Origin of the sequence: Streptomyces iakyrus, from assembly GCF_000717055.1 — a bacterium.
In the GTDB taxonomy this organism is placed as follows: domain Bacteria; phylum Actinomycetota; class Actinomycetes; order Streptomycetales; family Streptomycetaceae; genus Streptomyces; species Streptomyces iakyrus.
The window spans coordinates 239,675-251,350 of the sequence record NZ_JNXI01000014.1; the positions used below are offsets into that span (position 1 = coordinate 239,675).

The following is an 11,676-nucleotide window of genomic DNA, read 5'->3' on the forward strand; positions in this document are numbered from 1 at the left end:
GGGGACCGGGGTCATCCGTACCCACGGACGCCGACCAGGGAAAGTTCACTGCGTGTGCTGCCGGTCACCTGGAACTCGGCTGAGCGGAGGGGGCGTGGCGCCTTCGCATGGTGCCGTCGGGTGAGGCGGGCGGTCGGCATTCGGCCGGGGCGCGCTGAGGTAGGGCGGGAGGCCGGCAACCTGCCGGTGGTGGTGGTCCGCTGAAGCGGCGAGCAGGTGCCGGAGACCTTCAGCCCGGGGATCTCCAGGATCTTGTCAGCAGCTGGCCCGGACCGTCCGCTGCGGCGGGCCACTGAGTGAGCCCCCGGGCTCGACCGGGAGCACACCCCAACCGGTGCCGAGCCGGAGCACACCCCAACCGGTGCCGAGCCGGAGCACACCCCGGCCCGGCGTCGGCTCACGCCGTCAGGTCCGACTCCCGTACGCGGTCGAAGACTCCACCGGCCTCCGTCTCGGTGAGCAGATACGCCTCTGCCTCGCCCACGTGGAAGTACATGCCGTGCAGCTCCAAAGCGCCCTTGTCGAGGGCCCGGGCGACCGAGTCGTGGGCGCGCAGGTGCTCCAGCTGCTGGACGACGTTCGTCAGGCAGAGCTGTTCGACCGCGTCCTCGGGGGAGCGCCCGGCCAGCCGGCCCCACGGCAGACTCGCGTCGGCCATGCGCTCCAGGCTCGGCAGCCCGTGCCGCAGCCACCGCTTCAGCGGGGTTTGGGCGCCGCCGGGCTCGGAGTCGAGCAGCGCCTGCATGGCGCCGCAGCCCGAGTGCCCGCACACCGTGATGGACCGCACCCGGAGCACGTCCACGGCGTACTCGATGGCGGCGGCCACCGAGTCGTCGCCGCTCTCCTCGCCCGGGCGGGGCACGAGGTTCCCCACATTGCGCACGACGAACAGGTCGCCTGGACCACTGGAAGTGATCATCGACGTGACCAGCCGGGAGTCGGCGCAGGTCAGGAAGAGCTGCGAAGGCCGCTGCCCCTCACGCGCCAGCCGGGCCAGCTCGCTGCGGACCAGGGGCGCGGTGTTCCGCTGGAACGCGCTGATGCCTCGCGCCAGTTCGTGCCCGCTGGCTCCACCGGGGCCCGTCGGGTCCGGCTCGGAGCGGTCCGACCCGTCCGGGTTCTTCTCGGCGGGGGGTGTGGACTGAGGACCGTCGCACTGGTGGTTGCGCCAGGGCGTCCAGGGCCGGCAACGGCAGTCGCTGCCGGACTGGGGCTCGGAGATGCGGGTGCCGGGATGCCGGCCGGTGATCTCGACCGAGCCGCCCTGCGCGGTGTGCGTCTTCTGCCAGTCCTGCAGCGTCTCGTACGCCGCGTGGTCCATGAACGACCCGTCCAGCTCGACGATGGTGTCGGCACCGTGGGGCACGAGATGCAGGGTCCGGCTGAGCCTCGGCACCGCAAGGAACGTCAACTGCCCTCTGACGTGTACGTGATGGACTCCTTCCTTCTCCTCGTGCGTGATGCGGGTGCGGGTGAGGCGGTGCAGGGCGACGCCGACGGCCATGGCGATGCCGAGCGCCACGCCCTCCAGGACGCCCAGGGAGACCACGCCGAGGGTGGTGACGGCGTAGACCCAGACTTCCCGGTGGCGGGTCACCGTGCGGATGTGGTTCAGGGAAACCATCTGGATGCCGACGGCCATCACCAGGGCGGCGAGCGAGGCGAGCGGGATGAACTCCAGGATCGGGACCATCAGCAGCGCGGCGATCACTACGAGAACGCCGTGCAGCATCGTGGAGTTCCGGCTGACGGCACCCGCGTGCACATTCGCCGAACTCCGCACGGCCACACCGGCGATGGGCAATCCGCCGAGCGAGCCGGAGACGATGTTGGCGGCGCCCTGCCCGAGCAGTTCACGGTCGAGGCGGGAGCGCCCGACCCGTGCGGACAGGTTGCCCGGGCGGGCGGCCACCAGCTTGTCCACGGCGACGGCACCGAGCAGCGACTGCACGCTGCACACCAGCGTGGTGGTGAGCACGGCGGCGACCAGGCCGAGCACGGGGCCCTCGGGCAGTCCGGCCAGGGCGTGGTTGCTCCAGGACGGCAGGTCGACCTTGGGCAGACGGAGCCCGGCGAGGGCGGCGGCCGCGGTGGCTCCGGCGACGGCGACGAGCGCGGCCGGCACCTTGCGCAGAAGCTGTCCGGCCCGGCCGGGCAGTCTCGGCCAGAGCAGCAGCAGCGCCAGGGTCAGCACGCTCACGGACACCGACGCGGGCCGCATGCCCGCCAGCTGTGCGGGCAGCGCGCGGAGGTTGTCCGGGACGGAGCTCTGCGGTGTGCCGCCGAGCACGATGTGCAGCTGGGCGACGGCGATGGTGACGCCGATCCCGGCGAGCATGCCGTGCACGATGGCGGGGCTGACGGCGAGCGCGCCACGGGCCACGCGCAGGCAGCCCAGGCCCAGTTGGGCGAGGCCGGCGAGGACGGTGATGGCGCAGGTCGTCCGCCAGCCGTAGCGCTGGATGAGGTCGGCGGTGACAACCGTGAGGCCGGCGGCCGGTCCGCTCACCTGGAGCGGGGAGCCGCCGAGCCGCCCGGCGACCAGTCCGCCCACGGCCGCGGCGACGAGGCCGGCCTGGAGGGGGGCGCCGGTGGCGAGGGCGATGCCCAGGGACAGGGGCAGGGCGATCAGGAAGACCGCGATCGAGGCCGACACATCGGCACCCGCGATCCGGAACCGGCGGGGCCCGGGTGGCGGCGGACTGTGGGGCGGATGGGTGCGTTCGGTTCGGTTGGGGTCGGTGGCGCGTGTGGGGACGCAGGCTGACATGGCTTCCCGTCTCCTCCGGGGCTGCGCGGTCGCGTAACTGTGGGGCCCCGCTCGGGGCGGGGTTCGGTCGCGGCGGTCACGGTGTAAATCGGCGGGATGAATCAACGCTCGGTAAACGGATCGTAATGCAGAGTAAAGGACGAGCATAGACTTTACGGGCAAATGGGTGAATAGATCACCCTGAAGAGTGAAGTGGCTATTTGATCGGCTTGTCGTACTAATTCCTTCTCTGTCTCGTGCGAATTTGGCGGCGCTGTCCGCACCCGAGAGAAGGAAGAAGGTGGACGGAACATGGCCGCCACCCACAGGATCGCCGCGAGTTCCGTGATCGCCGCGGTCTGCGCCGCATCGCTCGCCGGCTGCGCGACCGGCACCCCCCGGCAGAAGACTCCCGACCCGCAGAAGGCGACGCCGGCGCAGGCGCCCAAGAGCGCGGTCCGGCTGATCGGGGACGGCTCCACCGCCTACACCGGCGCCCAGCCGCACCTGCCCCGCCCCGAACGCCTGCGGCCCGGCCAGAAGCCCCCGCAGTTCGTCGTCTTCTCCTGGGACGGCGCGGGCGAGGACAGCCAGAAGCTGTTCTCCCACTTCCGCAAGGTCGCCAAGGACAACAACGCGACCATGACGTACTTCCTGAGCGGCGTGTACATGCTGCCCGAGGACAAGCGCGACCGGTACCGGCCGCCGCAGCACTCCCCGGGGCGCTCCGACATCGGCTTCAACGACCGCCGCGGCATCGCCGCCACCGCGAAACAGCTGCGCCTGGCGTGGCTGGAGGGCAACGAGATCGGCACCCACTTCAACGGCCACTTCTGCGGCAGCGGCGGCGGTGTGGGCGAGTGGTCGGTCGAGGACTGGAAGGACGAGATCTCCCAGGCCAAGCAGTTCGTGAAGACCTGGAAGACCAACGCCGGCCTGAAGGACGCGTCCCCGCTGCCCTTCGACTACGACAAGGAGCTCATCGGCGCCCGCACACCCTGCCTCGAAGGCCAACGCAACTTCATGAGGGCGGCCCGCGAACTGGGCTTCCGCTATGACACCAGCGGCGTGAACGACCAGGTCTGGCCGAAGAAGAAGCAGGGTCTGTGGGATGTGTCCATGCAGCTCGTGCCCTTCCCCGGCCACTCCTTCGAGCAGCTCACCATGGACTACAACTTCATGGTCAACCAGTCGGGCACCAAGACCCAGGGCAACCCCGCCCTGCACGACTTCTGGGGCGACCAGATGCGCGACGGCCTGCTCAAGGGCTTCGCACGGGCCTACCAGGGCAACCGCGCGCCCCTGATCATCGGCAACCACTTCGAGTCCTGGAACGGCGGCACCTACATGCGGGCCGTCGAGGAGGTCATCGAGACGGTGTGCACGAAGGAGGAGGTGCGCTGCGTCTCGTTCCGGCAGCTCGTGGACTGGCTGGACGCGCAGGACCCGAAGACCTTGGAGAAGCTGCGCACCCTCCAGGTCGGCCAAGCGCCCAAGGAGGGCTGGGCGGCTTTCCTGGCGGGCCGGCCCGCCCCCGCTCCCAAGGGCGTCCCGGGGCCTCCGGCGGCCAAGGGGTAACCCCGGGAGTGACGCCGTCAGGCGCACGCGCGCGTGAAGAAGGCCACTCCGCCGTGGGTCCGGGCCCAGGGATGCGTAGGGTCGTACTCATGAGTACAGCAGGCGCGACCGCCGACCCCCTCGCGGCCCTGGGGGCGCTGCCCGGAGTGGCCGATTCCGTGGAGTCCGTACGCAAGGCCGTGGACCGGGTCTACGGGCACCGGGTCATGCGGCGGCGCAGCAACGCGATCACCTCGGAGGCGGCCCTGCGCGGCGCCCGCGGCTCGGCCGCGCTGTCCGGCGCCGACTGGGCCCTGGAGGAGGTGCGCCGTCGTACGGACTTCAGCGGCGACGACGAGGCCCGCGTCGTGGGCGCCGCCCTGCGGCTCACCGCGGAGGCGGGCCAGCTGCTGTCGATCTGGCGGCAGTCGCCCCTGCGGGTGCTGGCCCGGCTGCACCTGGTGGCGGCCGCGGACCAGGGTGACCAGGTGGGGCGGCCCCGCAAGGAGGGCGAACAGGTCGACGAACCGCTCGTCGGACTGCCGCTGCCGAGCGCCGCCGAGACACACGGCCGGCTGGACGGACTGGCCGGCCTGATCATCGCGGGCGGCACCGCGCCGGCGCTGGTGACGGCCGCCGTCGTGCACGGCGAACTTCTGGCGCTGCGCCCCTTCACCTCCCACAACGGCCTGGTCGCCCGCACGGCCGAACGCATCGTCCTGGTCGGCAGCGGCCTGGACCCGAAGTCGGTCTGTGCGGCCGAGGTCGGCCACGCCGAGCTGGGACGCGACGCATACCTGGAAGCGCTCGGCGGATACGTCTCCGGTACCCCGGACGGTGTCGCCGCCTGGATCGCCCACTGCGGCAGGGCGGTCGAACTGGGAGCCCGCGAGTCGATGGCCGTGTGCGAGGCGCTGCAGCGCGGAGCGGCGTGACATCACCCGGCCGGAAAAATGATGCGGCGGCACGATTTCTCGTACCGCCGCTGGCATGAGCATCGGGTTACCAAGCGTCCTCGATATATGCCCATCAGGCCGGGAGCTTTGCCCGTGACCTGGTGCGGCTGGCCCGTATTCGACGGGTCGACGTCGCGTGGGTGCCCGGTGTTCATGCTCGGTCCGTGGGGCCAAATGCGTTAAAAGGTGATCCTCTCGGATGTCCTTGGTCTCGCGGGCCGTTGAGTCCTTTGTACTCCTGCCCCGGAGCAAGCGGAAGTCCAGGCTGCACTTCTTTACTTTTGGGTTCAAATAGGGCGGCCGGCCGCCGCAGGTCAAGCCACCGTCGCCCGGCGCCTGTTCGCGTACCAGACGAGTCCCGCGGTGGCCGCAGCGGCGCCAATTGCGGCGACCGCGACGAGCGCCGGGCGCGGCGGCACGGAGAACGCGGGGATGCGCTGCTTGAGCCGGACCGGGCGGTGGAAGTCCAGGATCGGCCACCCGCGCGCGAGGGCCTCGCGACGCAGCGCCCTGTCCGGGTTCACGGCATGCGGGTTCCCGACGGACTCCAGCATCGGCACATCGGTCGCCGAGTCGCTGTAGGCGTAGCAGCGGCTGAGGTCGTAGCCCTCGGACTCGGCTAGTTCCCGCACGGCCTCGGCCTTGGTGGGGCCGTACGCGTAGTACTCCACCTCACCGGTGAAGCAGCCGTCGTCGCCCACGACCATGCGGGTGGCGACCACACGGTCCGCTCCCAGCAGCTCGCCGATCGGCTCGACCACCTCCGCGCCGGATGTGGAGACGATCACGACGTCGCGGCCGGCGGTGTGGTGCTCCTCGATGAGGGAGGCGGCCTCGTCGTAGATGATCGGGTCGATCAGGTCGTGCAGTGTCTCGGCGACGATCTCCTTGACCTGTTCCACGTTCCAGCCGCGGCACAGGGCGGACAGATAGGCGCGCATGCGCTCCATCTGGTCGTGGTCGGCGCCGCCGGCCAGGAAGACGAACTGGGCATATGCGGTACGCAAGACAGCCCTGCGGTTGATCAGACCGCCTTGGTAGAACGACTTGCTGAACGTGAGCGTGCTCGACTTCGCAATGACCGTCTTGTCCAGGTCAAAGAAGGCGGCTGTGCGGGGCAACGAGTGGTTTTCCACGCCCCAGAGCATAGGGGCAGCCCATTCGGCGTAAGGTGGGGCGCGTGGGTTTGCCTGAGAAGGCTCTCGGGTACACCATGGAAGTCACGGATCGTTCGCGACCGTGCTAACCCGGCCCGACTCCTCCCCCCCCGAGTCGGCCGTGGGGACGACCCCCGCTCTCCCCCCCGGCGGGGGTCGTCGCATGTCCGGGTGGGTTTTCTCCCTCATCTCGCAGCCTGAATGGCGCTCCGGTGCGACTTCGGAGCGAGTCTTGGCATGCCCATGATTCATTACTCTGGGTAGCTGTCGCGCTGCTCTGTGGGAGCCGCACAGAGGGGCGGAGCGGCTCACCGGTATGGGTGACGGCGATATTCACAACCCCCCGGGCGTCCACAGTTATCCACCAAGATCCACACGATTTCCGGGATCGCTGCACCGTGATTCCAGCGCGCCCCGCTCGCGGCGAGTTCATGGCCGGTTCCGAGTACCCGGGGGCGTTTGGCCGGTTTCTGCCGGCCGTTCACAGGGAGGCCGCTTGCCGGTTCTTCCCACGTTTGGGAATCGCGGGGCCGCAAGGGCCGCGCGAGCCATGCAGCGAAGGGGGATGGAAACCGTGGCCGGAACCGTCACACACGACCCGCCGCCGGGCGCCGGAGGGCGGCAGGGCGGACCGCTGATCGTCACCGAGGACACCGAACTCCTCGACGACCTGCTGCGCCTGTGCGCGGCGGCGGGCGCCACACCCGAGGTGCACCACGGGGTGCCGGAGCGCAGGGGCACTTGGGAGGCCGCACCGCTCGTCCTGGTCGGCGACGACGCCGCGCGGCGGGTGCGCGGGGCCGTGCGCAGAAGGGGCGTGGTGCTCGTCGGCCGGGACCAGGACGACTCCGGGGTGTGGCGGCGGGCCGTCGAGATCGGCGCCGAGCACGTCCTGATGCTGCCCGACGGCGAGCAGTGGCTGGTCGACCGGATCGCCGACGTGGCCGAGGGCGTCGGCCGGCCCGCCCTCACCGTGGGCGTCATCGGCGGCCGGGGCGGGGCCGGAGCGTCCACGCTCGCGTGTGCCCTCGCCGTCACCTCCGCGCGGGAGGGACTGCGCACCCTCCTCGTGGACGCCGATCCGCTGGGTGGCGGACTCGACGTACTCCTCGGCGGTGAGACGGCCGAAGGGCTGCGCTGGCCCGCGTTCGCCTCCTCACGCGGCCGGGTCGGCGGGGGCGCCCTGGAGGAGTCGCTGCCCGAACTGCATGCGCTGCGCGTGCTCAGCTGGGACCGCGGCGACCGGATCGCGGTGCCGCCGCAGGCGGTGCGGGCGGTGCTCGCGGCGGCCCGGCGCCGGGGCGGCACGGTCGTGGTCGACCTGCCGCGCCGGATCGACGACGGCGTCGCCGAGGTCCTCACCCAGCTGGACGTGGGCGTGCTGGTCGTGCCCGCCGAGCTGCGGGCCGTCGCTGCGGCCGGCCGGGTGGCCTCCGCGGTCGGCATGGTCCTGCGGGACCTGCGGGTGGCCGTCCGCGGGCCCTACCCACCGGGGCTCGACGACCGTGAGGTGGCCCGGCTGCTCGGACTGCCCCTGGTCGGCGAGGTACCGGCAGAGCCGGGTCTGTCGCGCCCGGACGACGCCACGGCACCACCGGGCGCCGCTCCCCGCGGACCGCTCGCCCGGTTCTGCAAGCAGTTCTGGGAACGGGCGCTCGTCGAGGCGGGTACGGCATGAGCACCCTGGCCGGAGTCGACGGCGCGGCGCTGCTCGACGGAGTGCGGAGGTGGCTGGCCGAGAGCGGGGCCGATCCGACCCCCGCGCGCGTGGCGCAGGCTCTGCGGGAGCAGGGGCGGGTCCTCGGGGACGCCGAAGTCCTCGGAGCCGCCGCGCAGTTGCGGTCCGAGCTGGTCGGCAGCGGGCCGCTGGAGCCGCTCCTCGCCGATCCGTCGGTGACGGACGTGCTCGTGTCGGCTCCCGACCGGGTCTGGGTGGACCGGGGCGGGGGACTGGAGCTGACGCCGGTGCGCTTCGCCGACGCGGCGGCAGTGCGACGGCTCGCCCAGCGCCTCGCAGCGGTGGCCGGGCGCCGCCTGGACGACGCCCGGCCCTGGGCCGACGCCCGGCTGCCCGACGGCACCCGGCTGCACGCGGTGCTGCCACCGGTGGCGGTGGGCTGCGCCTGCCTGTCACTGCGGGTCGTACGGCCGCGTGCCTTCACGCTCGCCGAGCTGGTCGCGGCGGGCACGGTGCCGCCGGGCGGGGACCGCATGCTGCGCGCCCTGCTCGACGCCCGGCTGTCCTTCCTCGTCAGCGGAGGCACCGGCACCGGCAAGACCACGCTGCTCAGTGCCCTGCTGGGGCTGGTGGGACCGGACGAGCGGATCGTCCTCGCCGAGGACTCGGCGGAACTGCGGCCCGACCATCCGCACGTCGTGCGGCTGGAGACCAGACCTGCCAACCAGGAGGGAGCGGGCCTCGTGACCCTGGAGGACCTGGTGCGCCAGGCCCTGCGGATGCGGCCGGACCGGCTGGTCGTGGGCGAGGTGCGCGGGCCCGAAGTGGTGCATCTGCTGGCCGCGTTGAACACCGGCCATGAGGGCGGCTGCGGAACCGTGCACGCCAACGCCGCCGCCGATGTACCGGCCCGGCTGGAGGCGCTGGGCACGGCCGCCGGGCTCGACCGGGCCGCGCTGCACAGCCAGTTGGCGGCCGCCCTCTCCGTGGTGCTGCACCTGGTGCGCGACCGTGCCGGGCGGCGGCGGATCGCCGAGGTGCACGTGCTGGAACGGGACGCGTCGGGCCTGGTGCGGACGGTGCCGGCGCTGCGGTGGGGAGCGGAGGCGTTCGTGCGTGAGCGGGGGTGGGAGCGGCTGCGGGGGCTGCTCCGGGGCGGGGCGAAAGGGACCGGACCGGGCGAGGCCGGGGTGGAGGGGGCGGGTCATGACGGGGATGCCTGAGATGTCGATGGGTGCGGCTGTTGCATGCGTGGGGGCGGCGGTCTGGCTGCTGGGTGAGCGCCAGGAGGCGGCGCGACGGGCACGGCTGCTGCTCACGAGCGGCGAAGCCTCGGGGAGCGGGCCTCTCGGATGGCGGCGGGTGGCCGTTGAACTGCGGCACGTCCGTGGGCGGCTGCGGCCCGAGTGGTGGTCACCGGTGGCCGGGCTGGTCCTGGCGGTGCTCGGGGCGTCGGTGCTGCCGGCCGTCCTGAGTGCGGCCGGGGTGCCGTTGCTGCGGCGGGTCCGGCTGGCCGGCCGGGCGCGGCGGGACCGGGAGCGACGGGCCGAGGCGGTGGTCGCGTTGTGCGCAGCGCTCGCCGGGGAGGTACGGGCCGGACGCCAGCCGGGAGAGGCGCTGTTGCGGGCCGCGCGGGACTGCGGCGGGCTCGCGGACGCGCAGGCGACGGTGCTGGCGGCGGCACGGTTCGGCGGTGACGTGCCGGACGCGCTCGCCACGGCGGCCCGGCAACCGGGTGCCGAGGGCCTGCGGGGACTGGCGGCGTGCTGGCGGGTCGCCGTGGACCAGGGCGCCGGGCTCGCCGCCGGACTCGACCGGCTGGCCACCGCCCTGCGCGCCGAACGGGATCAGCGGTCCGATCTGCGGGCCCAGCTGGCGGGCGCCCGGGCCACGGCGGTGATGCTCGCCGGGCTGCCGGCCCTGGGGCTTCTCATCGGCACCGCCCTGGGGGCCGATCCCCTGCACGTCCTGCTGCACACCGGTGCGGGGCTGGGCTGCCTGGTGGCCGGCGGGGTGCTGGAGGGCCTGGGGCTGCGGTGGGTGCAGCGGATCGTGCGGGGCGCGGAGGCGGCGACATGAGCGGCGCAGAAGTTGTCCACAGGCTGGGGGTGGCCGTGGGAATCGTGCTGGCCTGCGCCTGGCCGGCGCGATGGGTGGTGGAGGCTCGACGCCGCCGGAGGATGCGCCGGCGGTTGGCCGGGCTGCCGGGAGTCCGGGAAGCGGCTGTTGCCGTCTCACGGCGGGCATGGTGTGGGGCCGCGCGGACGTGGCTGGCCCCTGTGGGCGTGGCGTGCGCCGGATGGGTGCTTGCCGGGGGCCTCACCGGCGCAGCGGTGGGACTGGTGGGCGCGGTGGGGTTGTGGCGGTGGCGGCTCAGACAGGAGACGCCCGGCGCGGACCCTGGGGCGCCCGACCTCGCCGAGGCCGCGCGTCAGCTGCCGCTGGCCGCCGACCTGCTGGCAGCCTGCATCACCGCGGGCGCCGGCCCGGTGATCGCCGCGCAGGCGGTGGGTGAGGCCCTGGGCGGCCCGGTCGGCGATGCCCTCGCCCGGGGTTCGGCTGAGGTACGGCTGGGCGGCGAACCGGGCTCCGCCTGGCGGACGTTGGGTGCTGTCCCGGGCGCCGGAGGTCTGGCCCGGCTGCTGGAACGGGCCGATGTGTCCGGACTGCCCGCCGCGGTACCGGTCGCGCGGCTCGCGGCGGAGGCCCGGGCCGACTGGGGCCGAGCCGCGACGGCCCGGGCCCGGCGGGCGGGCGTGATGGTCAGTGCGCCGGTCGGGCTGTGCTTCCTGCCCGCGTTCATCACGGTCGGCGTGCTGCCCGTGGTGATCGGGCTCGCGGACGGAGTGCTCGGAGGGGGTGGTTAATGACGCGGCGAACGGCCGGAAGCAGTGAGCAGTGAGCTGTCAGCAACAGGAGTTCGGACTTTCCCACGGGGGTTCAGATGTATCAGGCGGTACGGGCAGGGCTGCGTGCCCTGGTGTGCGGGATGCGTGCGGCGCGGAGGGACGCGGGGATGGTGACGTCCGAGTACGCGATGGGAATCGTCGCGGCGGTGGCGTTCGCGGTGGTGCTCTACAAGGTCGTCACGAGCGGCCCGGTCAGCGCGGAGCTGCAGAACATCGTGAAGGAAGCCCTCAATGCGCGGATGTGAGCGGGGCGCGGACCGGGGGTTCGTGACGGCGGAGTCGGCCGTGGTGCTGCCCGTTCTGGTGATGTTCGCGATGGCGCTGGTGTGGGGGCTGCTGGTCGTGGCCGCGCAGATCCAGTGCGTGGACGCGGCGCGGACGGGCGCGCGTGCGGCGGCCCGGCAGGACCCGCCCGGGACGGTCGTGAAGCTGACCCGCGAGGCGGCGCCGCCGGGCGCGAAGGTGACCGTCAGCCGGGACGCCCAGCACGTGCGGGTGGTCGTCGTGGCGGAGCCGCCGGTGCTGCGGGGGCTGTCCTTCACCGTGCGCGAGGAGGCCGTGGCCTCGGCGGAGGAGGCGGTGGGCCGGTGAGACGGCGCCGAAGGAATCCCGAGCGGGACCGGGCATCGGCCGCCGTCCGGGGTGCCGGCTCGGGCCGGGGGCCGGTCGA

General features: G+C 72.9%; 10 protein-coding genes. 8 read left to right on the plus strand and 2 right to left on the minus strand.

All coding sequences use genetic code 11. The annotated features are described in order from the left end of the window. Positions 1–397: 397 nt before the first annotated feature. The gene (locus OO68_RS22430) at positions 398–2,770 is read right to left on the minus strand and encodes a bifunctional SulP family inorganic anion transporter/carbonic anhydrase (RefSeq protein ID WP_033310190.1); all 2,373 of its coding nucleotides are present in this window, start codon (positions 2,768–2,770) and stop codon (positions 398–400) included. Positions 2,771–3,061: 291 nt separating this feature from the next. Between OO68_RS22430 and OO68_RS22435 the strand changes: the two genes are divergently transcribed. After that, positions 3,062–4,327, plus strand: coding sequence for a polysaccharide deacetylase family protein (locus tag OO68_RS22435; RefSeq protein WP_033310191.1), 1,266 nt, complete (start codon positions 3,062–3,064; stop codon positions 4,325–4,327). Between the two features lie 89 nt (positions 4,328–4,416). After that, positions 4,417–5,241, plus strand: a complete 825-nt coding sequence (locus tag OO68_RS22440) for a Fic family protein (protein WP_033310193.1) — start codon at positions 4,417–4,419, stop codon at positions 5,239–5,241. A gap of 335 nt (positions 5,242–5,576) precedes the next feature. On the opposite strand, the gene OO68_RS22445 is transcribed toward OO68_RS22440, so the two are convergent. Beyond that, positions 5,577–6,410 (minus strand): HAD family hydrolase, encoded by an 834-nt coding sequence (locus tag OO68_RS22445; RefSeq protein WP_033310194.1) that lies wholly within the window; start codon positions 6,408–6,410, stop codon positions 5,577–5,579. 574 nt (positions 6,411–6,984) lie between these two features. Between OO68_RS22445 and ssd the strand changes: the two genes are divergently transcribed. The 6 genes from ssd (at position 6,985) to OO68_RS22475 (ending at position 11,597) form a co-directional block, all read left to right on the plus strand. Beyond that, positions 6,985–8,097, plus strand: a complete 1,113-nt coding sequence (ssd, locus tag OO68_RS22450; RefSeq protein WP_033310195.1) for a septum site-determining protein Ssd — start codon at positions 6,985–6,987, stop codon at positions 8,095–8,097. Further along, positions 8,094–9,320, plus strand: a complete 1,227-nt coding sequence (locus OO68_RS22455) for a TadA family conjugal transfer-associated ATPase (RefSeq protein WP_033310196.1) — start codon at positions 8,094–8,096, stop codon at positions 9,318–9,320. Before ssd ends, OO68_RS22455 begins: the two co-directional genes overlap by 4 nt. After that, the gene (locus tag OO68_RS22460) at positions 9,304–10,176 is read left to right on the plus strand and encodes a type II secretion system F family protein (RefSeq protein WP_033310198.1); all 873 of its coding nucleotides are present in this window, start codon (positions 9,304–9,306) and stop codon (positions 10,174–10,176) included. Before OO68_RS22455 ends, OO68_RS22460 begins: the two co-directional genes overlap by 17 nt. Beyond that, positions 10,173–10,964, plus strand: a complete 792-nt coding sequence (locus OO68_RS22465) for a type II secretion system F family protein (protein ID WP_033310200.1) — start codon at positions 10,173–10,175, stop codon at positions 10,962–10,964. The genes OO68_RS22460 and OO68_RS22465 overlap by 4 nt, the downstream gene beginning before the upstream one ends. A 77-nt stretch (positions 10,965–11,041) precedes the next feature. Beyond that, complete coding sequence (locus tag OO68_RS44280; RefSeq protein ID WP_078625407.1) at positions 11,042–11,251, plus strand: DUF4244 domain-containing protein; 210 nt, start codon at positions 11,042–11,044, stop codon at positions 11,249–11,251. Next, entirely contained in the window at positions 11,238–11,597 is a 360-nt protein-coding gene (locus OO68_RS22475) for a TadE family type IV pilus minor pilin (protein WP_033310201.1), read from the plus strand. The genes OO68_RS44280 and OO68_RS22475 overlap by 14 nt, the downstream gene beginning before the upstream one ends. Positions 11,598–11,676 lie beyond the last annotated feature (79 nt).

Bases quoted from the DNA above. Each gene is read 5' to 3' on its own strand.
- ssd (WP_033310195.1), top strand. From the start codon at position 6,985: ATGGAAACCGTGGCCGGAACCGTCACACACGACCCGCCGCCGGGCGCC.
- OO68_RS22475 (WP_033310201.1), top strand. From the start codon at position 11,238: ATGCGCGGATGTGAGCGGGGCGCGGACCGGGGGTTCGTGACGGCGGAG.
- OO68_RS22465 (WP_033310200.1), top strand. From the start codon at position 10,173: ATGAGCGGCGCAGAAGTTGTCCACAGGCTGGGGGTGGCCGTGGGAATC.
- OO68_RS22460 (WP_033310198.1), top strand. From the start codon at position 9,304: ATGACGGGGATGCCTGAGATGTCGATGGGTGCGGCTGTTGCATGCGTG.
- OO68_RS44280 (WP_078625407.1), top strand. From the start codon at position 11,042: ATGTATCAGGCGGTACGGGCAGGGCTGCGTGCCCTGGTGTGCGGGATG.
- OO68_RS22430 (WP_033310190.1), bottom strand. From the start codon at position 2,770: ATGTCAGCCTGCGTCCCCACACGCGCCACCGACCCCAACCGAACCGAA.
- OO68_RS22445 (WP_033310194.1), bottom strand. From the start codon at position 6,410: ATGCTCTGGGGCGTGGAAAACCACTCGTTGCCCCGCACAGCCGCCTTC.
- OO68_RS22435 (WP_033310191.1), top strand. From the start codon at position 3,062: ATGGCCGCCACCCACAGGATCGCCGCGAGTTCCGTGATCGCCGCGGTC.
- OO68_RS22440 (WP_033310193.1), top strand. From the start codon at position 4,417: ATGAGTACAGCAGGCGCGACCGCCGACCCCCTCGCGGCCCTGGGGGCG.
- OO68_RS22455 (WP_033310196.1), top strand. From the start codon at position 8,094: ATGAGCACCCTGGCCGGAGTCGACGGCGCGGCGCTGCTCGACGGAGTG.